Here is a 24,058-nt window from a genome sequence, read left to right as displayed (position 1 = left end):
GCTGCCGCGATGCTCTTCTCCGCCGCCTGCGAACGCAACCAGCAGCCGATCCTCGAGGTGCTGGCGCAGTGGCTGCCGCAGGGGGGCCGGGTGCTGGAGGTGGGCTCCGGCAGCGGCCAGCACGCCGTTCACATGGCGCGCCACCTGCCCGGCCTGCGCTGGCAGCCCAGCGACCTGCCGCCGCTCCATGACCTGGAGGAGCGGCTGCGCCTGGAGGGCCGCAGCGGCCTGGCCCCCGGGGCACGGATCGCCGAGCCCGTGGCGCTGGACGTGACCCGGCCGGAGCAGTGGCCGCACGGCCCCTTCGATGCGGTGTTCACCGCCAACACCTGCCACATCATGCCGGCCACTGCCGTGCCCCAGCTCCTCGCGGGCGCGGCCCGGTTGCTGCGGCCCAGGGGCCTGCTGCTGCTGTACGGGCCGTTTCGGGATGGAGACCGGCACACCGCCCCCAGCAACGCCGCCTTCGATGCCCACCTGCAGGCCATCGACCCCGCCATGGGAGTGCGCGATGCCAGGGAGCTCCGGGCCCAGGCGCAGAGTCTGGGCCTGGAGCTGCGGGCCGATCAGGCCATGCCGGCCAACAACCGCCTGCTGGTGTTCGAGCGCCAGGCCCGGAGCGATGCCCCATCACGCTGATCGTCCCACCAGGACCTGCGCCCAGTGCGGCCGGCCGTTCCAGTGGCGCCGCAAGTGGAAGGCCGTGTGGGACGAGGTGCGCTACTGCTCCGAGCGCTGCCGCAACCAGGCACGCCGGCCCGCCAACCGGCGGGGGCAGCGGCAAGGGAGCTGACGCTGATCAGACGCCGTACTTGGTCACGGCCCGTTGCTTGCAGGTGCCGGAGGCCTGGCTGATCGAATTGCCCTTTTTGAACTCCTGCACCACGCAGTCGCAGGTGTAGTCGGACATGCCGGCAGGAGCCGGCTTGCCGGACGACTTGATCTCGGCGTTCACCGCATCAAGGCACTTGCTGCGGATGATCTGATCAACCATGTTGGCCCGGGCAGGCAGCCCGGCCGAAAGGGCGAGCAGAGAGACCACCAGGCTGAGGCGAACGTGCATCGAGCGGTTGTGAAGGATCATGTCGGGAACCATTGAAGCGCGGGCCACCAGCCGACGCCGCCGGGTCTGGCGACGGCTGACGCTTCCCATCACCCTCGCAGGCATGCTCACGCTCCTCCTGGCGGGCTGTGGCAGCCGACGGTCCGTCCAGGACGAACCAGGGGGTGCTGCATCAGCCTGGCCCTAGCGTCGCGGCGATCCGCACCAGCCGCCGATGGCCCGATTCGTCCTCTGGGGCACCTACTGCGACGACGCCCTCGAGAAACGCGCCCCCTACCGGGAGGAGCATCTGGCCGGGCTGCAGCGCCAGAAGGACGCCGGCATCCTGATCACCCTCGGCCCCACCGAGGGCAGCACCCACGTGTTCGGGATCTACGAGGCCGAGTCCCTGCAGCAGGTGGAGGAGCTGGTGCACGGCGACACCTACTGGCGGCACGGCATCTGGACGGCGGTGCAGGTGTATCCCTGGATCCAGGCCTTCTGAGCAGCCCGCCCGAGGGAGGCCGGGTTCAGCCCCGCGGCCAGCCCGCCTCCGCCTGCTGCCACACCCAGGCGGCCACGGCTGCCACCCCCTCGTCCCCCAGCAGCTGGCCGTAGCCCGACATCTGACCCACCCCGGCGGCGGCGATGGCGGCGATGGCGGCCTCCGAGGCGATGCCCTCCCGCTCCAGGGCCGCCAGCTTGAGGGTCTTGCGGCGGCGGATGATGTTGCCGCCCTGCACATGGCAGCCGGCGCAGTGGGCCTCGAACAGGCGCGCCCCCTCGCCCGGCTCGGCCCGCACGGCCCCGGGCAGTCCGAGCAGGGCCGCCAGCGCCAGCGCCAGCCCCGCCAGCACCCAGCGGCTGAAGGGCCGGCCGGGGCGCCGGGACTCGGAGAGGACAGGGCTGGACATGGCGGCAACCGGATTCGGGGCCAGTGTGGCCGGGTGCGATCCGGCAGCCTGGGAATCCGGCAGCCTTGTCGCCACACCCTGCGCGCGAGCCTCCATGGAGCCGCTGCCGAGCGATCAGGCCCCCGACGCCGGGCTGCGCCCCCTTCGGCCCGGCGACCACGACGAACTGGTGGAGCTGTACCGCGACGCGGTGCTGAGCCAGGCAGCCGGCCTGTACAGCCCGGACCAGATCGACGCCTGGGCCCATCACCCCGGCCGTTCCGGCGCGCTGCGGCAACCGCTGGCGGAGGGGTTCGGCCTGGCCAGCACCGCCGCAACTCCCGGCAGCGCCGGCAGCACAGGCAGCGCCCGCAGCATCGAGGCCTTCGGGCTGCTCCATCCCGTCGACCGTCTGGCCCTGCTCTACTGCCGCGGCCGCGCCTGCCGGCAGGGCCGGGCCAGCGCCATCCTGGGCGCCCTGGAGCGCCACGCCCGCGACCAGGGGCAGCGGCAGCTGCGCACGGAGGCCAGCCAGCTGTCCCGGCCCCTGCTGGAGCGGCGCGGCTGGCTGGTGGAGGCCGAGGAAACGGTGCTGTTCGCCGGCGCCTGGTTCACCCGCTGGCGCATGATCAGACGCCTGGACCCCATCCCCCCGGCCGAGTTCCGTGGCTGAAGCGCAACTGCAGCAGTTCCTCGAGAAGGTGCGCCAGCTCAATGCCTTCGTGGCCCTCAGCGAGTCCGACCCGGCCGTGCGCGAGGCCCTGGCGGCCTGCAGCCACCACCACGCGGTGGTGGCCCTGGCCCGCCGCCACGGTTTCGAGATCGGCCGCCGCTGGGGGGAGGGCGACGCGGCTGCGCTGAGTGATGGCAACCTCTTCGCCGGCCCCTGTCCCCCAGCGGGGGAGGAGCGGGTGTCGGTGCTGGCCCGGGGTGAAACCTGGCGGCTGGAGCGCATCCACTCCTGCCAGGCCAGCAGCCCGCCGGGCTTCTGGTACGACCAGAGCGAACACGAATGGGTGACGCTGCTGCAGGGCAGCGCCCGCATCCGGCTGGCCCCAGACGCCACGCAGGGGGTCGGGGCCGGTGCGGGCGGGACGAAGGCGGTCGGAGGAGAGGTGCTGGAGCTGTGCCGCGGCGACACGCTGCTGATCCCGGCCCACCGCCGCCACAGGCTCGAGGCTACGGACGGGGAGCCCGGATCCGTATGGCTGGCCCTGTTCTGGACGGGGGCTTGCGCAGGGTGAGCGAGCGCACCAGCCAGAAGGCACCGGCCAGCGCCAGCACCGCCACCCCCAGGCCCGCGAGCAGCTGGGGTTTGTTCTCCGCACCCGGGGGCAGCACGATCACCTTCCGGGCCACCGCGGTCATGGCGGTGAGCAGCACCAGCTCGATCTGCACCACATGCCGCCGCAGGTAGGAGGTGATGTTCTGCAGCACCTCTAGGGCGATCAGCAGGTTGAGCAGGTCACCGAGAACCTTGTTGAGCTTGGCGCCCAGCCAGGGCGTCTCCGGCACCAGCAGCGCCCTCCACACCTCCACCACCAGCTGCACGGTGGCGGCAACCATCACCACCACCAGCACCACACCGAGCAGCTTGGCCAGCTGCTGCTCGCTGCGGTCGATCACATAGAGATAGTTGGCGTCATCGAGGAGACGCCGCATCCGCGGGAAGCGCATCGGCTCACTCCGCCTCAGTTCTCGAACAGATCGAGCTGGGGACGGGCGGGGGTGTTCCCGGGGGGATTCCTCAGCTCCGTATCGCAGGTGATCGTTCCGTCAGGAGCCGTGACGCAGTTGGTGGGCACCACCTCGGTGGAGGGGCCCACCTGGCTGCCGGGTCCGCGCAGGAACAGCTGGCGCTGGGCCAGCGCGGGGGTGCCCGGGAGAGAGGCCATCACCAGCACCAGCGACGCGACCGCCGCGGCAGGGAGGAAAGCTGCTGGGAGGCTGAGGCGCGAGGCGGCAGGATCGGCCATGGCACGGTCGCGTTGACGGCTGGGCCCCCACTCTGCCTGCCGGGGCGCGTCAGAAGATCGACCGGAGACGTTTGTGGAACTCGATCTGCACCGGGGTGTCATCGGTCTCCAGGGTGACCGAGGAATTCACGTTCAGCGGCGCCTCGGCGGCCACATCCACCTCGCCCTTCACCGGCAGAGGCCGTAGGGCCTCCACCTCCGCCCTCACGGGCAGGGGCTGCCTGGCCTCGATCACCACCTCGCTCCTCACCGGCAGGGGCGCCCCAGCCTTGATCGCAACCGGCTCGTCGAGAACGATCCTGGGCTGTCCCGTGATCGGGATGGCGTCCTTCGAGGCGATCTCCACCGCGCCGCGAACGCTCACCAGATCCTGGGCCTGGATCTTGATCGGATTGGCCAGCTCCTGCACCCGCACCACGGGAAGCGCCAGCTGACTCACGTCCGCCTGCACGGGCAGGGGCCTGTCGAGCACCAGGGCGACCTGAAGGGGCCGGCTCGTCACCCGCAGCACCACGCCCCCCAGGATCGCCGCGGCCGCCACCAGCGCCAGCGGCCAGCGCAGAGCCATCAGGACGGTGAACCACTGGGGCTGATCGTTGGCGCTGGTCATCGGTCTGGAAGCGACGGGTGGTGGACCAGGAGGCAGGAGATCTAGGACTCCCCGCGGATTTCCTGAAGCAGCAGATCCAGCTGCCCGAGCGACGCGTCGAGGGGCGTGCTTCGCGAGGGCTGATCGGCCGGTGCTGCCGCATCCTCCCGCTGCCAGGTCTCCTCGATGGCGCAGAGCTGCTCGGCCAGGCCGGCAAGCCCGCCGCGGGCATGGATGCCCTGCAGGGCATCGAGGAGCACGGGCATGCGGATGGAACCTGCCTTCAGGGCCCGGCGCAGATCGGCCTGGGTGCGGCCGGTGTGACGCAGCCAGTCCCTGAGGAAGGCCTGGAGATCCTCACGCTGTTCGGCGGAGAGGCTCACCATCACCGGCCGAGCGGGAACCAGCGATCCAGCCGCCGCTGGGCGCGCATGCGAACGGCCTCACTGCGGTGCCGGCCGCAGACGCCGAGCAGGGCGGTCATCGCCACCAGGTCGTCGCTGAAGCCGGCGGCCGGGATGAAATCCGGGATCACATCCAGCGGCACCAGCAGGTAGGTGAGGGCCGCCAGCACGGTCAACTTCGCCGTGGGGGGCGTGTCGGGGTCGAGCAGCATCTCCAGACACTCCAGGGCCGGCCGGGCCACCGCCCGTCCGGCACGGCGCAGCAGCCGCAGCAGCAGGGCTTCGTCGACGACGCTGCTCTCCAGCACCTCGGCGTCGACGGAAGGAGCGGAATGGGTCACGGGCCTTTCAGGCAGCGAACCTGTCCATTTTCAGCCCGTCACACCTCCACCAGACCGCTGTCGATGCCGGTTTTCCGGAGCTTGCGCAGGGCCCGCTGCACCACCTGGCGGCAATATTCACGGCTGCAGCCGAGCTGGCGGGCCACCTCCGCCAGGGTGCGCCAGTCATGGTTGCCATCCAGGCCGAAGCGCAGCATCACCACCGTGCGCTCCTTGGGGGTGAGGCTGGCCCGGTCCAGCAGGGTCCACACCGTGGCGCTGCGCTCGGCCAGCTCGGCACGCTCCATCGGCGCCGGCTCGGGACTGGGCAGCACATCCACCAGCTCGGAGGGGTCCGACTTGGACTTCACCACCCCCTGCAGGCTGACGGTGACGCTGCGCAGCTCGCAGGCCAGCAGATCCTCCACATCCGCCTGGGGGAGATCCAGGGCCGCCGCGAGCTGGGCCGGGCTGGCTGCCACCCCATGGGTCTGCAGATGGCGGGCCTTGGCCGCCCGCAGGCGGGTGAGCTTCTCGTTCACATTCACCGGAATGCGGATCGTGCGGCTCTGGGTGGACAGAGCCCGGTTGAGGCCCTGGCGGATCCACCAGTAGGCATAGGTGCTGAAACGATGACCGCGGGTGGGGTCATATTTCTCCACGGCGCGGGTGAGGCCGAGGGTGCCTTCCTGAATCAGATCCAGCAGATCCAGGCCCTTGTTCTGATAACGCTTGGCCAGATTCACCACCAGGCGCAGGTTGGCGGTGATCATCTGGTTCTTGGCCCGCTCTCCCTGGCGCAGGGTGCGACGCTCCAGATCGCTGTACTCGCAGGCCGGACCCTGGCCGCCGGCCTGACGGCAGCGCTCCTGCAGGGCCGCCATCGCCTGCACCTTGCGGCCCAGGGTGAGCTCCTGCTCCGGGGTGAGCAACTGATGGCGGCCGATCTCGCCCAGAAAGCTGCTCAGCGAGCTGGCCATGGTCTGTCTCTGCACTGCGTTGAACCTACGGACTTCCTGGCGAAAGGAGACAACCTTTCAACAAGCCTTCGGGTTTCCACGTTTCTTCCCAATTGCGTCAAGGTTTCATACATTTCCCACTCCCCGAGGCCGCCCATCAGCAGAATGGCGCCCGTCAATCATTCCCGCGACCCACCGGCGACTCACCCGGCTCGCTGCGCTTCCCCGGGCCCGCTACGGTTTCGCCCGTTGCCTTGACCCCATGGCCGGATTCGCGGCGCTCCCCCCCGCCCTGCTCGGTGGCGACCTGTTCGGCAGCCCCGTGTTCAGCCGCGCCGCCGTGGCCTACGTGCACTACCTGAGCTTCATGCTCTGCTTCGGCGCCCTCGTGCTCGAGCGGCGCCTGATCCGCCCCAACCCCGGCAAGGCCGACGCCACCCTGATGGTGATCACCGACGTGGTGTACGGCATGGCCGCCCTGGCGCTTCTGGTGAGCGGCATCCTGCGGGTGCTCTACTTCGGCCAGGGCAGCGACTTCTACACCGGGAACCCCCTCTTCTGGTGGAAGGTGGCCCTGTACCTGGGGGTGGGAGGACTGTCGCTCTACCCCACCGTCACCTACATCCTCTGGGCGATCCCGCTGCGCAAGGGGGAGCTGCCCCAGGTGAGTGAAGCCCTGGCAGCACGGCTGGCCTGGATCCTCAACATCGAACTGGTGGGCTTTGCCCTGATTCCCCTGCTGGCCACCCTGATGGCCCGGGGTGTGGGTCTGCCGGGCACCCTGGCGGGCTGATGACCGCGCGCGCGCTGGCGCCGGCCGTTCTGCTGTCAGTGCTGTGCCTGCCTGCAGCCCTGGGACTCCAGACCGGCGGCCTGGCATCGCCGGCAGACGGCTTGCACGCTGCGGCCTGTGCCCCGGCCACGGCCGGCCAGCCGCTGCCAGCCGCGTCGCTGACCGCCAATTCCAGTTCCGGTGCCAACGCCAGCTCCGGCGCCAGCCCCAGGCTGCCGCCGCCCGCCGACCCGGCCGGCGGCGACTACCGCCACCGGCTGCAGCCCACGCCCTTCGGCTGGCCGCGCCTGGACCACTGGTGCGTGTGGATCGAACCGGGGGCCACCGAGGGGCCTGCCGCCCGCTGGGACCAGGCCTGGCACCAGGCGGTGAGCAGGGCCCTGGACACCTGGCGGGAGCTCCTGCCGGTCACCGTGGTGGATGAGCCGGAGCGGGCCCAGGTGCTGGTGTGGCGGCGGCGGCCGGCCCTGCGCGGCGGCAGGGCCAGCCACGGGCGGGCCGAGCTGGAGCTGTGGCTGGTGCAGCGGGGCGGAGAACCCCTGCCGGAGCCGCGGGTGACGGTGAGCATCAGTCCTGGCCAGAGGCCCGAGGCCATGCAGGCCACCGCCCTGCACGAGCTCGGCCATGCCTTCGGCCTCTGGGGCCACAGCGACGACCCCGCCGATGCCATGGCCGCCGTGCCGGGCCCCGTGCCGGTGCTCGGCCTCAGCCGGCGCGACCGGGCCACGCTGCAGTGGCTGCAGCGGCAGCCCGGGCTCAGCCCCAGCCCCTGAGTGGAGGGCGGCTGGCACGGACGAGCAGGGCGGCGAGGAACGCCAGCAGCTGCACGATCACCACGCAGGGTCCGGAGGGCAGGTTGAAGACGCCGGAGCTGAGCAGTCCGATCAGCCCGCAGGAGGCGCCGATGCCGCTGGCCAGGGGCAGGTAGGTGGCGAAGCTGCCACTGATCAGGCGGGCGGAGCAGGCGGGAATCACCACAAAGGCACTGATCAGCAGTACCCCCACGGCCTTGATCGAGAGGGCCACCACCACCGCCAGCACCACCACGAACAGCAGCCGCTGCCAGCCCACCGCCACCCCCTGGCTCACCGCCAGGCCCCGGTCGAGACTCACCAGGATCTGGCTGCGGCGGGTGAGCAGCAGGTAGGTGAGCACCCCCGCCAGCAGCAGGGCCTGCAGGAGCAGATCCCCCCAGGACACCGCCAGGATGTCGCCGAAGAGGAGCTGCTCGAGGCTGCCGGCCCGGGACGAGAGCAGGCGCAGCAGTACCACGGCGATCGCCAGCGACGAGGAATACACGATGTTGAGCAGGGCGTCGCTGGGCAGCTGGCTGCGCTCCACCAGCTGGGAAACCGCCAGGGCGAACAGCACCGCGAAGGGGATCAGCACCAGGGTGGGCTCCACCCCCAGCAGCACCCCCAGGCTGATGCCCAGCAGGGCGGAATGGCCCAGGGCGTCACTGAAGAAGGAGAGCTGGCGCAGCACCGCCACGCTGCCCAGCAGACCGCCGAGGGACCCGCTCAGCAGCCCGGCCACCAGGGCGCGCTGCATGAAGGGAAAGCGCAGCAGCTCCAGCCATTCCGGCGGCGGCAGGGTCATGGCTGGGGAGGGGCCGCCGGCGGGGGCGGGGCGGCACCGGCTTCCCGGTGGTGATGGTGGTGATAGGGCACGTAGCCGCGGCCATAGAGGCGCTCCAGCTGGGCAGGAGAGAGGGCGACCTCGGGGCTGCCCTGGCAGCGCAGGCTGCGGTTGAGGCAGAGCACCCGGTCACAGGTGCGCCGCACCATCTCCAGGTCATGGGAGATCTGCAGCACCGCCCAGCCCTCGCTGCGGCGCAGGTCGAAGAGCAGGCGGAGGAACTGCTCGGCGGCCTGGGGATCCAGACCCGCCTGGGCCTCATCGAGCACCAGCAGGCGGCGGGGGCGCACCACGCAGAACGCCAGCAGCACCCGCTTCCACTGGCCCGTGGACAGCTCGCTGATCAGGCGCGCGGCCAGATCGGCGCAGGCGGTGCGCTCCAGGGCGGCGTGCACGGCGGCCCGGCGCTCCCGGCGGCCGGCCCAGGGGAGACGCAGGCCGCTGGGCTCCCAGCCCAGGCCCACGAACTCGGCCACGGTGAGGGGAAACCGCCCCCGCACGCTCACCTGCTGGGGCAGATAGGCCACCTGGGCGCGCACGGCGGCGGGCAGCCGGCCGTGGGGGGAGAGGGGGGCTCCCAGCACCCGCACGCTGCCGGCCTGGCGGGGCAGGATGCCGAGCAGGGCCTGCACCAGCGTGCTCTTGCCGGCGCCGTTGGGACCCACCAGGGCCGTATCCGTCTCCGCGGCCAGGCGGAAACTCACGTTCTCCACCACGGGGCGGTCGCTGGCCGCGGCACCCCAGCCCACCGTGAGACCCTCCACCTGGAGCACCACCTCGGGGCCGGTGGCGGTGGAAGTGGCGGAGCCGGAGCCGATGCTGGGAACCGTTTTCAGCATCACTCCAGGCTAGGGGCGCGGCAGCCCGTTCTCACTCCGCTCACTTCTCACTGCGCTCACTCCCGCCTGGGCGCACCGCGGCGCCCGGCCAGCACCTGCTGCACATCCCGCCAGCTCACCCCGTGGTGGGCCAGGGCCACCTGCAGGTGGAACAGGAGGTCGGCCGCCTCGCCGGCGATCTCGGCAGGATCGCCGTCCTTGCAGGCCATCACGAACTCGGCGCTCTCCTCACCGATCTTCTTGAGGATGCGGTTGTCGCCCCCCTCCAGCAGCCTGTTGGTGTAGCTGCCGGGTTCGGGGTGGTCGCGGCGCCCCTCGATCACCCGCATCAGCTCGGTGCAGACATCGGCCGGCGGCGGCGGCGCCGTGGCCCCACCGGCAGTGGGCGTGGGGCCGTCGTCGTAGAAGCAGCTGCGGGCGCCGGTGTGGCAGGCCACATCGCCGCGCTGCTCGACCGTGAGCAGCAGCACATCGGCGTCGCAGTCGTAGCGCAGGCCCCGCAGGGTCTGGATGTGGCCGCTGGTGGCGCCCTTGTGCCAGAGCTCGGCGCGGGAGCGGCTCCAGTAGTGCACCTCGCCGCTTTCAACTGTGCGCTCCAGCGCCTCCCGGTTCATCCAGGCCACCATCAGCACGGCGCCGTCGAGCCAGTCCTGGGCGATGGCCGGGATCAGGCCGGCCTCGTTGAAGCGCAGGCCGGCGATGAACGCCGGATCCGGGGACTGGAATGATGCTTGCAAGGCCCAGGCGCTGCCGCTGCCTCGATCTTCCCCCATGTCCTCACCGGTCCACAGCTGCAGCAAGACCTTCAGCGGCTACCCCTGCACCCACCGTCAGTGGCGGCACGCCGGCCACTGCCGCTTCGTGCACGGCTACAGCCGCAGCTTCCACTTCTGGTTCCGGGCCACCGCCCTCGACGAAAACGGCTTCGTGGTGGACTTCTCCGGGCTGCGCGAGCTGGAGCGGCGGCTGGCGGAGCAGTTCGACCACACCTTCCTGGCCAGCGCCGACGATCCCCTGCTGCCCACCTGGCGGCAGCTCCATGAGCAGGGCGCCCTCGATCTGCGGGTGATGGCCAACGTGGGCATGGAGAGCAGCGCCGAGCTGGTGTGGGGCTGGGCCAACGAGTTGCTGCTCGCCCGCGACGGCGGACGCACCTGCTGCTGGAGAAGCGAGGCCCGCGAGAACGAGAAGAACGCGGCCTGCTACGAGGCCCTGCCGGCCTGGTTCGCCGCCGGGTCCTGAACCGGGTGCGGCCTCCTGCCGAAGGGCGTGACCAAACCGACACTCCCGGGCACCGATCGCAACCGGAACCGGCAGCAGGACAGGCCGGGGAAACCAGCAATGAATGGCACTACAGCAACTGCCACTCATTCGCAACTGGCTGGTGAAAATCACACCTCAAAAACCCTGCCTGCAGCGGGCAGGCGATGTATCATTTCTTACATCAATTCACCCTTGCCAGTGCGGGATTCAGATCAGCACCCAGATCATCAGCACCCAGATCAGCCCGCTCACGTCAACGCTCAGCGGGCTTTCTGATCCCGGACATCAGCGCTCGGTTCCGGCCTCTGCTCCAGAGCGCAACCCGCACCCCTGGCGCGCAAGCCACTCAGCTCCTTGAGCCAGCCCCTTCAGCCTTCGCTTCCCTATTTCGATGATCTCCACCGGCAGCTCCACCCCCACCACCGTCAGCGCCGGCCCTGCGGGCCGGGCCATGGCCCAGCCCATGGAAGCGGCCCTGCTGGAGGCCCTCCAGCAGCACCTCACAATGGAACGCAAGGCCAGCGCGGCCTACTTCGCCATGGCCATCTGGTTCGCCGAGCGTGAACTGCGCGGTTTCTCCCATTTCTTCAAGCACGAATCCCGTGATGAGCAGGAGCACGCCGGTACGTTCGCCGACTATCTGATCGCCCGCGGACAGACGGTGGTGCTGCAGGACGTGCCGGCACCCGCCCAGGCCTGGCAGTCGCCCGAGGAGATCCTGGCGGCCTCCTTCCAGATGGAGGCGGATGTCACCACCTCGCTCCAGCAGATGTACGCCATGGCCGAGCGCTCGGGTGACACCCGCACCACGGTGTTCCTCGACCCCCTGGTGGACAACCAGGTGAACTCCGAGAACACCTTCGCCCATCTGCTGGGCCGGGTGCGCTTCGCCCAGAACCAGCCGGCGGCGCTGCTGATCATCGATGGCGAGCTCAGCGACGGCAAGCACGATCCGGCCAAGCTGGCCTGAGCCCTGAGACCGGGCCGCTCGGGCCCGGCCCCTCAGAACACGAACCGGCCCGGAGTGCTGTGCGCTTCCGGGCCGTCCTGATGGGGACGGTCCTGGTCAGGGGGTTCGGCTCGAGTCAGCACCGGTTCCGCAGGTCTGTCTTCGTCCACTGGAACATCAAGGGCTGCATCGCCACGGCCCGGGGTGGCGCCCGAAGCGGTGGCCAGGGCGCTGAGCAGGATCGCCACCGTGCTTCCGTTGTGCAGCAGCGAGGAGCGCACCGGTGACAGCCAGCCCATGGCCGCGGCACCGAGGATGCCGCTGTTGATGCCCACGGTCGCCAGATAGTTCGCGTCGATGCGGGCCATGGTGGCGTTGGCGATCGCCTTCACGTCCGCGACGCGGGCGATGTCGTCATCGAGCAGGGTGATGTCGGCCGAGAGGCGGGCCACTTCGGCTCCCCGGCTCATGGCGATCCCCACACTGGCCCCCGCCAGAGCCGGGGCATCGTTGATCCCATCACCGACGAACACCACCCGGGAGCCCGCGGCGATCAGCTCCGCGACGATCCGGGCCTTGTCGGCCGGCAGCAGCCCGGCGTGAACGCCGTCGAGACCGCAGGACGCGCCCATCCGCTCGGCCACCTCCGGCCGGTCACCGCTGAGCATCAGCACACGGCGGGCACCGAGGGCACGCAGCCGCTCCACGGTGGCCCGGCTGTTGGTGCGCAGCTGGTCCTGCAGGGCCACCACACCGATCAGGCGGCCGGCGAAGCCGATGGGCAGCAGGGTCTTGCCGGCGGCCAGCAACGGTTCGATCGCCGCCTGATGGGGCCTGGGGTCGATGCCTTCGTCCTCGAGCACGAAGTGCGGCGATCCCACCACCACGCGCTGATCGCCGATGGCCGAGGCCACCCCGTGGGCCACCACGAACTCCACCTGGGTGTGCTCGAAATGGCGGTAGCCCTGGCCCCGGGCCGCCTCCACCACCGCCAGGGCCACGGGATGGACGGCATGCTCCTCGATCGAGGCCGCCAGGTTGAGGATGTCGGCGGGGCTGTAGGCGCTGTCGAAGGAGATCGTGTCGCTCACCTCCAGCCGGCCGGTGGTGAGCGTGCCGGTCTTGTCGAACACGACGGTGTCGGCCTGGGCCAGCCGTTCCAGGGCGCTGGCGCCCTTCACCAGCACGCCCTGGGAGCCGGCCCGGGCCATGGCCGCCTTGAAGGCCACGGGCATCGAGAGCTTGAGGGCACAGCAGTAGTCGGCCTGCAGCACCGCCGCGGTGCGGCGCCAGCTGCGCGAGAACAGCAGGGTGAGACCCGCCAGGCCGAACACCGCCGGCACCAGCCGATCCGCCAGCCGGGAGGCCTGGAGCTGCACGGCGCTGCGGGAGGCGAGCGAGTCGCGCACGAAGGCCGAGATCTTGGCGGCGGCCGTCTCGGCTCCCACCTGCTCGGCGTACACCAGCAACCGCCCCTCCTCCACCACCGTGCCGGAGAGCACGGAATCACCCCGCTCCTTGGCGGTGGGCCGGCTCTCGCCGGTCATGGCGGCCTCGTTCAGCGTGGCCTGGCCGCCCAGCACGGTGCCGTCCACCGGCACGATCGCGCCGGCGGTGAGCACCACGGTCTCGCCGCCCCGCAGCTCCGCCAGCGGCATCTGCATCTCCACCCCCTCGCGCAGCACCCACACCTGGCCCTCCATGGGCCGCAGCAGGCTGAGCAGCAGGGCATCGGAGCGGCGGCCGATGCTCTCCTCCAGCACCTCGGCCAGCAGCAGCAGGAAGGTGGTGGCGTTGGCCGCCGTGAGGTCGCGCTGACGCAGCGACACCAGCACCGCCGTGGCCTCCAGCAGGTGGGAGCCCAGATGCAGGCGGCCGACATCCGCGGCGGCCTGCCGCCAGATGGGCCAGGCGATCGCCGCGGTGGCGGCCAGCTGGGCCTGGCGGGACAGGAAGCGGCCGGCGATCAGATTCAGCAGGGACAGCCCCACCGGCAGCCAGGCCAGGCCGCTGGCGTGCAGAGGCACTGCCGGTGCTCCGCGCGGCAGGGGGGCCACCAGGGAGAGCAGCTGATCTTCCAGCGATTCGACGCTGGTGCGCGTCCTGTCGAACACCACCACCAGCGAACGCAGCACGGGGTTCTCCCGGGCGCTGAGCACGCCGTCGAACTGGCCGATGGCGGCGGCGAGTTGCCGCGGGGCGTGGCTGACGCCCTCGGGAAGGGTGTAGGCCCAGCGCACGCGGTTTTCGAGCACGTGCAGGCGCTCCAGCCCCTCCAGCCAGCGGGCCCTCAGGCCGCGGGCGGCTCCGCCGGCCTCAGCCGGCGCTGTTGCGGGTGAAGCCTGCATCCACCTCGGCCTTCATGTCGGACACCTTCTCCTTCATCTCCTCGATGCCCACCACCAGTTCGCCGTAGAGCTTCATGGCCTGCTTGATCAGCTTGTCGCGCACCTCCGGATCGCTGAGCACCCAGGCGGCGGCGGCACCGAGGGCCGCCCAGATCAGGGCCTGCTGGAAGCCGCTGCCAGCCTGTGCGTTGCCCTGACCAGGGCCTGCGGGATAACCGGGCGGGGGCATGGCCCCACCCCAGGGGGGGTAACCCGGTGGCGCCCACCAGCCGCAGGCCTGGCCCGGAGGCGGATAGCCCCAGCCCGCGGGGGGAGGCGGCATCGGCCCTCCGTCACCGGTGCCGAGAAGACGTCGCAGGGCCGCCTCCAGCAGGTCCTGATCGATCGTGCCCTTGTCGTCCTTGTCAGAGCCCAAAGCTGTGGTTGCCCAGAGAGGTCGGAAATCCAGCGGTGCCGGGCATCCGGCCTGTCCGGGATCCAGCGGTGAGCTGGGGCCGTTGCAGGCCTGGGCCGACCGTAGCAATGCTGCAGGGGAAGCCGTAATCCCGGCGCTGTACGGATGCGAGGACAGGCCCGCGGGAGGCGCGATCGGAACATCGGCCTGTAGCCGATGTCACCCTCGACAGCCGAGCCGATCGGCGCCCCGGCCGCGGCTGCCGGCGGATCCGTCAGCGTGCGATCCGCGCCCGCCCCGGTGCCGGCGTCCATGACCGGTTCGACCGGTTCCGGCCTGACGCTCCGCGCAGCGCTGGAAGGCGCGCAGGTGGTTCTCCTGGGACGCCCGCCGCAGGTTGCGCAGCACACGCTGCACATCGGGGTAGGCCACGGACTGCTCCAGCAGCCGGTCGTAGAGCGCGGCGTTCTCGATCTCCCCCTGAACGCCCCCCCTGCAGGCCTCCTGCACGGAGTCGGGCACCGTCACCCGCTGCTCCCAGTCATCGGCCGGAACCGACAGGCCGTGGCGCCGGAACAGGCCGGTGAGGGCCTCGATGTGGCGCTGCTCCGAAGCCAGGATGGGCAGGAACGGGCGCACGGGCCCGAAGCGGGCGATCACCTGGCGGTAGGTGGCCCGGGCCTTGTATTCGTCATGGATGGCCTCCTCCAGCACGGCACGGAGCCGCTCGCGGTCGTGGGGCTGCGCAGTCCCCTGATGGGGAGTCTCGGGAGCGGGATCTGGCATGGGATCAGCAAAGGGATCACGGCATCTCGTCATAGTGATGTCCCGTCTTCATGGAATCGTCGAATGAATCCAGGCTAGGGCCGGCGGCCGGGGCCGCCGTTGCCTGCCAGGCTGGAGCCAGTGCAGAGGGGCGTTCCCTGCAGGCCATGGGCTTCGGACCGGGCGATCTGGCCTCGCTGCTGCTGGACGCCGCCCGGGGCCGGGGGCGCCGCCGCTGGCAGGGCAACGGACGCCTGCATGTGAGCGCCCAGGCCCCGGCCGCGGGCTCGGCGGCGGAGGCGGCCTTCGCCGCCGCCATCCGCCAGACCCTGGGCGACCAGCCGGGGGTGAACTGGGCCCGCTGGAATGCCGCCACCCGTCGGGTGGTGATCGACGGCCCCGCCACCCAGGGCGAAAGCGAAGGCGAGACCACCGTCCTGCTGGAGCGGCTGGCGGAACTCGAACGCCAGCTGGATGGCGTCGCCGCCACCCCGACGCCGGATCACCCGGCCGATCTGGAACCGGTCCTGCGCTCGATCGCCGAGATCGTCGCCGAGCTGGCCGGCACGGGGCTGGGTCTGGCCCTGCAGAACCGCCCCGGCAGCCGTCAGCTGGGCATCGACCTGGCGGCGGCCCTGCGGGTGCTGGAAACCCTGCCGCCCCTGCGCGCCAGCCTCGATCGCCGCCTGGGCAGCGGCACCGCCGAGCTGCTGCTGCGCCTGGTGGATTCGCTCGACTACGCCCTGCTGCGGGGACTGGCCGGGCCGCTGGTGGGGCTTCTGGAGGAGGGCCTGCGGCTGCGCGCCCGCCTGCAGCACCGGCGGCGATGGCAGCAGGTGGAGGCCGCCTGGAACGCCCGGCCCGAGGACCACCCGGAACAGGTCAGCGAGCCGGGCCCCCGCCCCAGGCCCCTGCCGGACGGGCCGATCGAGCGCTATGGCGAGAGGGCCACCCTGCTCTCCCTGGCGGCCTTCGGCTGGGGGGTGGCGACCCTGCGGCGCGTGGAGGGACCGGCCGCGGCGATCCTGGCCGGTCTGCCCAGACCGGCCCAGCTGGGCCGCAGCGCCTTCTGCCTGGAGATCGGCCGGCGCCTGGAGGCGATGGGGGCCCTGCTGCTCGATCCGGCGGCACTGGAACGCCTCGATCGCATCGACACCGTGGTGCTGGAGCCCGCCCTGCTGGAGTCGATCTGGGGGGATGGACTGCTGGCGGCGATCCGCCAGGCGGGCCTGCGTGCCGTGGTGGCCAGCGCACAACCTCTGGCGGAGGCCACGGCGGCCCGCGTCGATGCGGTGATTCCGGCGGGCGCAGCCGCCATCCACGACCTCCAGCTCCAGGGGCGCGGCGTGCTGCTGCTCGGCGGTGGGAATGCCGCCGCCCTCGCCGCTGCCGACCTGGCCATCGGTCTGCACGAGGACGGCCAGCCGCCGCCCTGGCAGGCCCACCTGATCGCGCCGGCGGGCGTGGAGGTGGCCTGGCTGCTGCTGCCGGCCTGCGCGGCCGCCCGGCGCTGCGCCGAGCAGGGGGTGCAGGCGTCGCTGCTCGATGCGGTGGTGGGCCTGGCCCTGGCGCTCGAAGGCCTCGGCACCCTCACCAGCGCGGGCATCAACCAGGCCACGAACCTGCTCTCCCTGGTGGCGATCGGCAACGGCCTGCGCCTGGCCCGCCGCCTCGAGGGCCGCGCGCCGCTGCCCGCCGCGGCCACCACGGCCTGGCATGCCCTGGCGGCCGAGGAGGCCCTCCGCCGGCTGGCCAGCGGGCCCGAAGGGCTGGATGCGGAGCAGCTGCGCCGGCGCCGGCCCGACCACGGGCGCCCAGGGGGCAGCTCGTCACCCGATCTCGGCTCCCCGCCCTCCGCCCTGGGCTCCCTGGTGCTGGCCGAACTGGACAACCCGCTCACCCCGGTGCTGGCCACCGGCGCGGCCCTGTCGGGCATCGTCGGTGCTCCTGCCGATGCCGGGCTGATCCTGGGGGTGCTGGGGCTGAACGCCCTGGTGGGGGCCGGCCAGAGGCTGCAGGTGGAGCGGCGGCTGGAGCTGCTGCAGGACCGGCACACCGCCGACGTCTGGGTGCGGCGCGGGGGCGTCCTGGAGCGGATCAGCGAGGTGGAGCTGCTGGAGGGCGACGTGGTGGTGCTCGAAGCCGGGGAGGTGGTGCCGGCCGACTGCCGGCTGATCCAGGCCTGCGGGCTGCAGGTGGACGAGGCGGTGCTCACTGGCGAGTCGTTCCCGGTGGACAAGGATCCGGCCCCCTGCCGGGAGGCGGCCCTGGCGGACCGGCGCTCGATGCTCTACCAGGGCACCACGGTGGTGGCGGGGCAGGCGAGCGCCGTGGTGGTGGCCGTGGGCCTGGCCACCGAGGCCCGGCGCAGCCTGGCCGCAGCGCAGGAGGCCAGCGTCAGCGGCGGTGTGGAGGCCCGCCTGGCCGGCCTCACCGACAGCACCACCCCCGTGGCGGCGCTGGGGGGCGTGGCGCTGCTGCTCGCCGCCCTCGCCCGCGGCCAGGATCCCCGCTCCGCCCTGGCGGAGGGAGTGGCCCTCACCGTGGCTGCTGTGCCGGAGGGCCTGCCGGTGCTGGCCAACCTGGCACAGGGCGCCGCCGCCGACCGCCTGGCCCACCACGGCGTGCTGGTGCGCAACCCCAGGGCCCTGGAGGCCCTCGGCCGGGTGAACGTGCTCTGCCTGGACAAGACCGGCACGCTCACCTCCGGCCGGATCCAGCTGGTGCAGGTGTGGGCCGAGGGGCAGGCGTGCGAACCGGCCGGGCTGCCCGACGCGGCGCAAGCGGTGCTGCAGCTGGCCCTCTGGGCCACCCCCACGCCGGAGGCCGACCGGCCCCTGGCCCATCCCACCGACCGGGCCCTGCTCGAGGGCGCGCTGCTGGCCGGGCTGGACCACCGGAGCTGGGAGGTGCTCCAGACCCTGCCGTTCGAGCCGGCGCGGGGCTACCACGCCAACCTCGGACGCGCGGCGACAAGCGGCGACGACGCCCCGCTGCAGCTCTGCGTCAAGGGGGCGCCTGACGTGGTGCTGGCGGCCTGCGGCAACCCCCGGGGCGAAGCCGCCGCCGCGGCCCTCGCCCTGGCGGAGCGGGGGATGCGGGTGCTGGCGGTGGCCCGGCGCGAGCTGCCGGCTGACGCAACCCTCCATGACGGCCTGGTGGCGGAACTCCGCTTCGCGGGTCTGGTGGTGTTCAGCGATCCGATCCGGCCCACGGCCCGGGCGGCGGTGGATGAGCTGCGCCGGGCCGGCATCGCCGTGAAGATCATCACCGGCGACCATCCCGCCAGCGCCGGGGCGATCGCCCGCGCCCTCGACCTCCCCGACGGCGGCGCCGTTCTGACCGGGCCGGAGATCGACCGGCTCGGCGATGCGGATCTGGGCCAGGCCGCCCTGGAGGCCTCGGTGTTCGCCCGGGTGACGTCGCTGCAGAAGCTGCGGCTGGTGCGGGCCCTGCAGCAGACGGGACGGATGGTGGCGATGGGCGGCGACGGCGCCAACGACGCCCCGGCGATCCGCCTGGCCCAGGTGGGCATCGCCCTGGGGGAGCGCGCCACCGATGCCGCCCGCCAGGCCGCCGATCTGGTGGTCACCGACGGCAGCATCGAGACCATCGGCCGCGCGGTGCTGGAGGGCCGCGACCTGTGGCGCTCGGTGCGCGACGCCGTGGGGCTGCTGGTGGGGGGCAACCTCGGCGAGATCGGCTTCACCGTGCTCACGGCCCTGGCCGAAGGGCGCTCGGTGCTCAACACCCGCCAGCTGCTGCTGGCCAACCTGCTCACCGACGTGGCCCCGGCCCTGACCATCGCCACCCGGCCGCCCCGCGAGGGGGCGGAGCGCGACCTGGCCGAGGAGGGACCCGAGGCCAGCCTCGGCGACACCCTCGACCGGGACATCCTGCGCCGCGGCCTGGTCACCGCCCTCACCGCGGCCGTCTCCCGCGGCCTGGCCCAGAGCCGTGGTTCGGCGGCGGCCGACACGGTGGGTCTGGTGAGCCTGATCGGCAGCCAGCTCACCCAGATGGCGGCCAGCGGCCAGGGCGACCTCAGGACCACCGCCGCCGCGCTGGGCTCCTACGCGGGCCTGGCGGGCCTGGTGCAGACCCCGCCGCTGGCGGCCGCCTTCGGATGCACGCCGCTGACCGGCGCCGATCTGGCCCAGGCCACGGCCGTGGGGGTACTGGGGGCGGCGGTCGCGGCCGCCCATACCGGCAAGGATCAGTCCAGCCGCTCGGCGTAGCTCAGCACCAGCTCGGCCAGCTGGTGCCCGTCCTGATCCGCCCGTCCCTCCAGCAGGGCCACCCAGGCGTCGGCGCCGATCGCCGCCGGGTCGTAGGTGATCGTGCAGGAGTACGCCATGGGATTGAGGCGCACGTCCTGGATGCCCTGCAGGCGCTCGAGGGAGGCGAGAAAGGCATCCAGATCGGCGACCGCGAGCCCCCGGTCCGCAGCCAGGGCGGAACGGTCGAGGGTGATGCGGATGCGCCCGGGGATGTGGTGGGCGATGGTGAGGATCCGGCAGAGATCCTGCAGCTGCTGGCTGTTCATGTCCGCTGAGATCGGCACCGCAGGGTGCGGAGCCCATTCTCACTGACGGGAACCGGACAGGACGGCACGACGACCGGGTGATCAGCCCAGCTGCCCGGCCATGTCCTGCTGCAGCTGCCTGGCCCAGGCGCCCAGGCGCTCATCGGTGAGATCGGGTTCGCTGTCCTCATCGATCGGCAGGCCGCAGAAGCGGCCGTTGATCACGCTCTTGGAGTCGTTGAAGGTGTAGCCATCGATCGGCACGCTGCCCACCATCCTGGCGCCGGCCGCCTCGAAGGCGCGATAGAGCTCCTCCATGGCATCACAGAAGTAGTCGCCATAACTGGAGGAATCACCCAGGCCCAGGATCGCCACCGGCTTGCCGGCCAGGCTGATGTCTGCAATGTCCTCCACATAGGTGTCCCATGCGGTGCCGGAGCGCAGCGAATCGGCACCGGTGTTCCAGGTGGGAACACAGCACACCATCGCGTCGACAGCACAGAAGTCCTCGGCGGATGCGAGGGAATCCACATCGCGCACGTCAGTGTTCGCGCCCAGCAGTGCCGCCAGCCGCTGGGCGATGTCCTCGGTCTTGCCGGTGGAGGTGGCGTAAAAAATCGTGAGCGTCATGGCTCTCCGAATGCCGCACCGGTCTAACGATTCGACGGGGCGCAGGGTTTACGGGCGGGCACGCTCGCGGGTGACCGGGATCACCCCTGGGAGTGGGATCTGGAGCAGAGCCGGGTCCATCCACTTGGATGCGGCGTCCATCCGCTCGGACCCCGATCGGGGTTATGCACGGATGGGGATTGTGCTCAGAAGCGTGTGTGTTCCTGGGCGCCGGTGCGTCCTAGAGTGCAGTCAGAAAGACCAGCGCCCATGCCGCTCAGTCTGGCCCCGGAACGCCGTTCCATCCGCATTGAATCGCTGCCCTCCCAGCCCATGCTCAGGAGCCGGCTCATGGCCATGGGCATCAGGCCCGGAAGCCAGGTTGAGGTGCTGCGGCGCGGCAGACCTGGCGGCATCATGCATGTGGCCTGCGGCATCCTGGAGTTCATGATTCGCCATGAACATGCCGCCGAGATGGAGGTGAGTTTCTAAAGCAGACGCCCACCCTGGTACACCACCAGCGCCAGAATCCAGGCCAGAGCGAGTGACCATCCCAGCGACAATGCGGTGAAGCCACGGCTCTTCGATTCCTGCAGCTGCGCCGCCACCGTCCCCAGACAGGGGGTGTAGAGCAGCACGAAGGTCATGAAGCTGAGGGCCTGCAGGGGCGTGATCGCTTGGCCGATCACACCGCCCAGATCAGCCTCGCTGGTGGCATAGATCACCGCCATCGCCCCCAGCAGGATCTCCTTGGCGATGAAGCCGAAGAACAGCGACACGGTGAGGGCCGGATTCATGCCGATGGGGACCAGCAGTGGCTGAAACAGCTGACCGATGCCGTCGGCCAGGGTGTCCCCGGAGCCCTGCACCGCCCCGGGCGGCAGGTTGGTGAGCAGCCAGATGGCCGCCGCGCCGACGACGATGAACACCCGCGTGGTGACCAGGAAGTTGAGCATCGAGGTCCAGCCGCGGCGCAGAATCGTGCTCAGGCTCGGGGAGCGGTAGGGGGGCAGTTCGAGCACGAAGGCCTCCCGGCTGGGGAAGGCCCGCTTGAACAGCAGCCCGGTGATCACCGCCGCCAGGAAACTGAGCCCATAGAAGCCGAACACCACCAGCCCCGGCGCCCACCACGGCCGCGGGAAGAACACCGCCGCCATGAAGATGAACACCGTGAGGCGGGCCTGGCAGAGCGCAAAGGGAATGCAGAGCATCGCCAGCAGGCGCATGCCCCGGTCACGGATCACGCGGGTGCCCATGATCGAGGGCACGTTGCAGCCGAACCCCATCACCTGCAGCACGAAGGCGCGGCCGTCGAGGCCCAGCCAGCGCATCAGGCCGTCCATCAGGAAGGCGGCCCGGGGCAGATAGCCGGAGTCCTCCACCACCGCCATGATCACGTAGAAGAGGAAGATGATCGGCAGGAAGGTGGCCACCGTGCTCACCCCCAGCCACACCCCGTCCACCAGGAAGCCGCGCAGGAACTCCGGCGCGCCCAGTGCGGCGAGCGAAGGCTCGAGCAGGGCCGTCTGAATCCAGTCGAACAGGCTGCCCAGCAGATCCTGCAGAGGCGCGCCCAGCGCGTAGAGCAGCTGGAACATCGCCATCACGATCAAGAGGAAGGCCACCAGGCCCACCACCGGGTGCATCAGCAGGCGGTCGGCCCGGCGGGTGCCGCGGTTGATCAGCCGCTCCGGCAGCGTCACGCAGCGGCTGGCCAGGAGTTCGGCCAGGGCCTCGAGATCCGGGTCGCCCGGCCCGGACCCGCCGCCGGAGCCGGCCGCCGCCAGCCCTTCGCCGAGCTGGTGCACGGCGTCGATCAGTTCGTGGATGCCCTGCCTGCGCTTGGCGCTGATCGGCAGCAGCGGCAGGCCCAGCTCGGCGCTGAGGCGCTGGTGGTCGATGCCGATGCCCAGCTGGCGCGCCTCGTCGCTCATGTTCAGCGCCACCACCATGGGGATGGCGAGCCGGCGCAGCTGCATCAGGAAGCGCAGCTGGTTGACGATCTGGCTGGCGTTCACCACCACCAGCAGGAGGGAGGGGGGGGTGTGGCGCAGGAAGCGCTGCACGATCGCCTCGTCCTCGCTGCTGCCGCTGAGGTCGTGGATGCCGGGCAGATCCACCAGGGTGTAGTGCTGGCCGCGCCGGTCGGCCGGCATCGCTCCGCTCAGCAGCTCCACGGTGAGCCCGGGCCAGTTGGCGATCTGGGCATGGCCACCGGTGAGGCGGTTGTAGAGGGTGGACTTGCCGGTGTTGGGCATGCCCAGCAGCGCCACGGTGAGGTCGGCGGCCTCAGCCTCCGCCGCCTCCGGGGGGGCCTTCTCGCCATGGCAGCCCGGCGGGCTGGTCCAGAGGCGATGCCAGCCTTCTCCCCGTCGGCGGCCGCACGCCAGGGCTCGGGAGCGTTTCATCGGGCGGTCACTGACCGCCGTAGGTGGTCATGCCCGCTTTCACGTGGGCGAGCGCGCTGCCCTCGAGGAACTGCTGATCGAGCAGCAGCAGGGCGGCGCTGTTGTCGCCGGCGAGGCGCAGGCGCTTGAGCACGAAGCGCGCCTCCGCCTCCTCCTGGATCTGCTCGTTCACGAACCAGTCCAGCATCGCCGAGGCGCTGCGTTCGCCCGCGTCCTCGGCCAGGGAGTAGAGGCGGTTGATCGACGCGGTGACCTGCTTCTCCATCACATAGATCTGGTCGAACAACTGCTGCACCGAGGGCCAGCTGCGCTCCGGGGCCTCGATGGTGGGCAGTTCCACCGGTTCGTCGCAGTCCACCAGATAGGCGATCATGCGGGCGGCATGGCCCCGCTCCTCGTTGCTCTTCTCGAGCATGTACTGCGAGAACCCGGCCAGGTCCTTCTCCCGCAGCCAGATCGACATCGCCAGGTAGGTGTGACTGGCCTGGAATTCGGAGGCGAGGTGGCTGTTGATGGCCTGGGTGAGCTCTTTCATCGGTGCGCGGACAGACGTGAAGCGAATGGACCAGCGGGAGGGGTGCAAGCCGTGAAGCGGGCCACCTCTACCCATAGGCCCGCGGTCCGCCCCTCACCCCGGAAGAAAGCCTGAAGAACCTGTGCCCGAAGGCACAACGCAGTGTGCCCTTCGGCTCGTGGGTACCGGGTGTGACCGGTCGGCAGCGGAGCGGTACCGATGGTCACGCGCCTCGGTGCAATCGGATCGGCCAGCGCGAGGCGCCCCCTCCACACTGACGGCCTGGCCGCACTGAGTCCCGATGGAACCTGCCAAACCCGCCACTCTGGAGCGCACGCTGCAGCTCACCCAGCTGCGCGACTGGTGCATGCAGCGGCTCTCGACCCTGTCGCTGGAATGGCGGATGGGCGACGCCCGGGCCCTCACGGCCGAACACCTCGAAGCCCTGGAGGTGGTGGATGCCCACCGCACGCTCTGGATGACAATCGAGCAAGACGACTGACGGCGGGACTGCCGATCCTGGGCAAGGGCAGATCTGGCTCCGGGCCACAAGGATCTGTTCGAGGGGTCAATCGAGGAGCGACAGAAGTGGATGTCGATCCACCGGGTATGGCCTACATCCACAGGACCGGTCTCAATGGGTCATTCACACCCATCACAACGCTCGTTCCCTGGAGTGGAACAGGCGCGGCAGCTCACGCCGCCGGCCTGGTGGTTCACCACCCCGAATCGGCTCAGGCCTGGCTCAGAACAACGTCCGGCCCGTAGCTTTTGTCACGCCGGTCAGTATCAACGCGATGGCCGGATGCGGGTCGCGCAACTATCAAACA

At 71.1% G+C, this 24,058-nt stretch carries 30 protein-coding genes; 12 read left to right on the top strand and 18 right to left on the bottom strand.

The genetic code is table 11. The features are described from left to right. Positions 1-9: 9 nt before the first annotated feature. Both KBY90_RS13590 and KBY90_RS13585 read left to right on the top strand, forming a co-directional pair. Complete coding sequence (locus KBY90_RS13590; RefSeq protein ID WP_254969197.1) at positions 10-639, top strand: DUF938 domain-containing protein; 630 nt, start codon at positions 10-12, stop codon at positions 637-639. Next, on the top strand, positions 623-793 hold the full coding sequence (locus KBY90_RS13585) for a DUF2256 domain-containing protein (protein ID WP_254969196.1): 171 nt from the start codon (positions 623-625) through the stop codon (positions 791-793). Before KBY90_RS13590 ends, KBY90_RS13585 begins: the two co-directional genes overlap by 17 nt. 6 nt (positions 794-799) lie before the next feature. On the opposite strand, the gene KBY90_RS13580 is transcribed toward KBY90_RS13585, so the two are convergent. Further along, positions 800-1,084, bottom strand: a complete 285-nt coding sequence (locus tag KBY90_RS13580; RefSeq protein ID WP_254969195.1) for a hypothetical protein — start codon at positions 1,082-1,084, stop codon at positions 800-802. 193 nt (positions 1,085-1,277) lie between these two features. Between KBY90_RS13580 and KBY90_RS13575 the strand changes: the two genes are divergently transcribed. After that, positions 1,278-1,547 carry a YciI family protein gene (locus KBY90_RS13575; RefSeq protein WP_254969194.1) on the top strand — a complete coding sequence of 90 codons (270 nt, stop codon included), beginning with the start codon at positions 1,278-1,280 and terminating at the stop codon, positions 1,545-1,547. A 25-nt stretch (positions 1,548-1,572) separates the two neighbouring features. Here the strand turns inward: KBY90_RS13575 and KBY90_RS13570 are convergent, their stop codons facing one another. Further along, a complete protein-coding gene (locus KBY90_RS13570) occupies positions 1,573-1,956 on the bottom strand; it encodes a c-type cytochrome (RefSeq protein WP_254969193.1) in 384 nt (127 codons plus the stop codon). Between the two features lie 94 nt (positions 1,957-2,050). On the opposite strand from KBY90_RS13570, the gene KBY90_RS13565 reads away from it, so the two are divergent. Together KBY90_RS13565 and KBY90_RS13560 are read left to right on the top strand one after the other, a co-directional pair. Further along, on the top strand, positions 2,051-2,608 hold the full coding sequence (locus tag KBY90_RS13565) for a GNAT family N-acetyltransferase (RefSeq protein WP_254969192.1): 558 nt from the start codon (positions 2,051-2,053) through the stop codon (positions 2,606-2,608). Beyond that, positions 2,601-3,179, top strand: coding sequence for a Nif11 domain/cupin domain-containing protein (locus tag KBY90_RS13560; protein ID WP_254969191.1), 579 nt, complete (start codon positions 2,601-2,603; stop codon positions 3,177-3,179). Before KBY90_RS13565 ends, KBY90_RS13560 begins: the two co-directional genes overlap by 8 nt. Here KBY90_RS13560 and KBY90_RS13555 read toward each other — a convergent pair. The 6 genes from KBY90_RS13555 to KBY90_RS13530 are packed head-to-tail and all read right to left on the bottom strand — an operon-like array spanning position 3,115 to position 6,204. Then, a complete protein-coding gene (locus tag KBY90_RS13555) occupies positions 3,115-3,612 on the bottom strand; it encodes a phosphate-starvation-inducible PsiE family protein (protein ID WP_254969190.1) in 498 nt (165 codons plus the stop codon). The genes KBY90_RS13560 and KBY90_RS13555 overlap by 65 nt on opposite strands. 14 nt (positions 3,613-3,626) lie before the next feature. After that, positions 3,627-3,911 (bottom strand): hypothetical protein, encoded by a 285-nt coding sequence (locus KBY90_RS13550; RefSeq protein ID WP_254969189.1) that lies wholly within the window; start codon positions 3,909-3,911, stop codon positions 3,627-3,629. 49 nt (positions 3,912-3,960) lie between these two features. Next, complete coding sequence (locus KBY90_RS13545) at positions 3,961-4,521, bottom strand: hypothetical protein (protein WP_254969188.1); 561 nt, start codon at positions 4,519-4,521, stop codon at positions 3,961-3,963. Between the two features lie 41 nt (positions 4,522-4,562). Beyond that, entirely contained in the window at positions 4,563-4,886 is a 324-nt protein-coding gene (locus tag KBY90_RS13540) for a hypothetical protein (RefSeq protein ID WP_254969187.1), read from the bottom strand. Continuing rightward, positions 4,886-5,245, bottom strand: coding sequence for a DUF1232 domain-containing protein (locus KBY90_RS13535; RefSeq protein ID WP_254969186.1), 360 nt, complete (start codon positions 5,243-5,245; stop codon positions 4,886-4,888). Before KBY90_RS13535 ends, KBY90_RS13540 begins: the two co-directional genes overlap by 1 nt. Positions 5,246-5,283: 38 nt before the next feature. Then, the gene (locus KBY90_RS13530; protein WP_254969185.1) at positions 5,284-6,204 is read right to left on the bottom strand and encodes a sigma-70 family RNA polymerase sigma factor; all 921 of its coding nucleotides are present in this window, start codon (positions 6,202-6,204) and stop codon (positions 5,284-5,286) included. Between the two features lie 241 nt (positions 6,205-6,445). On the opposite strand from KBY90_RS13530, the gene KBY90_RS13525 reads away from it, so the two are divergent. Together KBY90_RS13525 and KBY90_RS13520 are read left to right on the top strand one after the other, a co-directional pair. Beyond that, a complete protein-coding gene (locus KBY90_RS13525) occupies positions 6,446-6,976 on the top strand; it encodes a DUF2214 family protein (protein WP_254969184.1) in 531 nt (176 codons plus the stop codon). Continuing rightward, complete coding sequence (locus KBY90_RS13520) at positions 6,976-7,749, top strand: peptidase (protein ID WP_254969183.1); 774 nt, start codon at positions 6,976-6,978, stop codon at positions 7,747-7,749. Before KBY90_RS13525 ends, KBY90_RS13520 begins: the two co-directional genes overlap by 1 nt. On the opposite strand, the gene KBY90_RS13515 is transcribed toward KBY90_RS13520, so the two are convergent. The 3 genes from KBY90_RS13515 to hisIE are packed head-to-tail and all read right to left on the bottom strand — an operon-like array spanning position 7,733 to position 10,226. Next, complete coding sequence (locus tag KBY90_RS13515; RefSeq protein ID WP_254969182.1) at positions 7,733-8,575, bottom strand: metal ABC transporter permease; 843 nt, start codon at positions 8,573-8,575, stop codon at positions 7,733-7,735. The two genes, KBY90_RS13520 and KBY90_RS13515, sit on opposite strands and share 17 nt — an antisense overlap. Beyond that, positions 8,572-9,453: a metal ABC transporter ATP-binding protein gene (locus KBY90_RS13510; RefSeq protein ID WP_254969181.1), complete on the bottom strand. Its 882-nt coding sequence runs from the start codon at positions 9,451-9,453 to the stop codon at positions 8,572-8,574. The genes KBY90_RS13515 and KBY90_RS13510 overlap by 4 nt, the downstream gene beginning before the upstream one ends. 56 nt (positions 9,454-9,509) lie before the next feature. After that, the gene (gene hisIE / locus KBY90_RS13505; RefSeq protein ID WP_254969180.1) at positions 9,510-10,226 is read right to left on the bottom strand and encodes a bifunctional phosphoribosyl-AMP cyclohydrolase/phosphoribosyl-ATP diphosphatase HisIE; all 717 of its coding nucleotides are present in this window, start codon (positions 10,224-10,226) and stop codon (positions 9,510-9,512) included. On the opposite strand from hisIE, the gene KBY90_RS13500 reads away from it, so the two are divergent. Together KBY90_RS13500 and KBY90_RS13495 are read left to right on the top strand one after the other, a co-directional pair. After that, the gene (locus tag KBY90_RS13500; RefSeq protein ID WP_254969179.1) at positions 10,225-10,695 is read left to right on the top strand and encodes a 6-carboxytetrahydropterin synthase; all 471 of its coding nucleotides are present in this window, start codon (positions 10,225-10,227) and stop codon (positions 10,693-10,695) included. The two genes, hisIE and KBY90_RS13500, sit on opposite strands and share 2 nt — an antisense overlap. 412 nt (positions 10,696-11,107) lie before the next feature. Continuing rightward, on the top strand, positions 11,108-11,686 hold the full coding sequence (locus KBY90_RS13495) for a ferritin (RefSeq protein ID WP_254969178.1): 579 nt from the start codon (positions 11,108-11,110) through the stop codon (positions 11,684-11,686). A gap of 32 nt (positions 11,687-11,718) precedes the next feature. Here the strand turns inward: KBY90_RS13495 and KBY90_RS13490 are convergent, their stop codons facing one another. The 3 genes from KBY90_RS13490 to KBY90_RS13480 all read right to left on the bottom strand — a co-directional run bounded on the left by KBY90_RS13490 (position 11,719) and on the right by KBY90_RS13480 (position 15,193). Further along, entirely contained in the window at positions 11,719-14,013 is a 2,295-nt protein-coding gene (locus KBY90_RS13490; RefSeq protein ID WP_254969177.1) for a heavy metal translocating P-type ATPase, read from the bottom strand. After that, complete coding sequence (locus tag KBY90_RS13485; protein WP_254969176.1) at positions 13,982-14,428, bottom strand: hypothetical protein; 447 nt, start codon at positions 14,426-14,428, stop codon at positions 13,982-13,984. The genes KBY90_RS13490 and KBY90_RS13485 overlap by 32 nt, the downstream gene beginning before the upstream one ends. Before the next feature lie 198 nt (positions 14,429-14,626). Next, complete coding sequence (locus KBY90_RS13480; RefSeq protein ID WP_254969175.1) at positions 14,627-15,193, bottom strand: hypothetical protein; 567 nt, start codon at positions 15,191-15,193, stop codon at positions 14,627-14,629. A 146-nt stretch (positions 15,194-15,339) separates the two neighbouring features. Between KBY90_RS13480 and KBY90_RS13475 the strand changes: the two genes are divergently transcribed. After that, entirely contained in the window at positions 15,340-19,410 is a 4,071-nt protein-coding gene (locus KBY90_RS13475) for an HAD-IC family P-type ATPase (protein ID WP_254969174.1), read from the top strand. Here KBY90_RS13475 and KBY90_RS13470 read toward each other — a convergent pair. Together KBY90_RS13470 and fldA are read right to left on the bottom strand one after the other, a co-directional pair. Continuing rightward, positions 19,389-19,718, bottom strand: coding sequence for a hypothetical protein (locus KBY90_RS13470; RefSeq protein WP_254969173.1), 330 nt, complete (start codon positions 19,716-19,718; stop codon positions 19,389-19,391). The genes KBY90_RS13475 and KBY90_RS13470 overlap by 22 nt on opposite strands. 81 nt (positions 19,719-19,799) lie before the next feature. Beyond that, positions 19,800-20,327: a flavodoxin FldA gene (gene fldA, locus KBY90_RS13465; RefSeq protein ID WP_254969172.1), complete on the bottom strand. Its 528-nt coding sequence runs from the start codon at positions 20,325-20,327 to the stop codon at positions 19,800-19,802. A 249-nt stretch (positions 20,328-20,576) separates the two neighbouring features. Here fldA and KBY90_RS13460 point away from each other — a divergent pair, with 249 nt between their 5' ends. Further along, positions 20,577-20,798 carry a FeoA family protein gene (locus KBY90_RS13460; RefSeq protein WP_254969171.1) on the top strand — a complete coding sequence of 74 codons (222 nt, stop codon included), beginning with the start codon at positions 20,577-20,579 and terminating at the stop codon, positions 20,796-20,798. Here the strand turns inward: KBY90_RS13460 and feoB are convergent. Together feoB and KBY90_RS13450 are read right to left on the bottom strand one after the other, a co-directional pair. Further along, the gene (gene feoB, locus KBY90_RS13455; protein WP_254969170.1) at positions 20,795-22,714 is read right to left on the bottom strand and encodes a ferrous iron transport protein B; all 1,920 of its coding nucleotides are present in this window, start codon (positions 22,712-22,714) and stop codon (positions 20,795-20,797) included. The genes KBY90_RS13460 and feoB overlap by 4 nt on opposite strands. Before the next feature lie 7 nt (positions 22,715-22,721). Beyond that, positions 22,722-23,249 carry a ferritin gene (locus KBY90_RS13450; protein WP_254969169.1) on the bottom strand — a complete coding sequence of 176 codons (528 nt, stop codon included), beginning with the start codon at positions 23,247-23,249 and terminating at the stop codon, positions 22,722-22,724. 280 nt (positions 23,250-23,529) lie between these two features. Here KBY90_RS13450 and KBY90_RS13445 point away from each other — a divergent pair, with 280 nt between their 5' ends. After that, positions 23,530-23,730, top strand: coding sequence for a hypothetical protein (locus tag KBY90_RS13445; protein ID WP_254969168.1), 201 nt, complete (start codon positions 23,530-23,532; stop codon positions 23,728-23,730). Positions 23,731-24,058 lie beyond the last annotated feature (328 nt).

Origin of the sequence: Cyanobium sp. CH-040, assembly GCF_024346135.1 — a bacterium.
Taxonomy (GTDB): Bacteria; Cyanobacteriota; Cyanobacteriia; order PCC-6307; family Cyanobiaceae; genus NIES-981.
The sequence above is the reverse complement of the archived record's forward strand: the minus strand, read 5'-3'. Positions and strand labels throughout refer to the sequence as shown.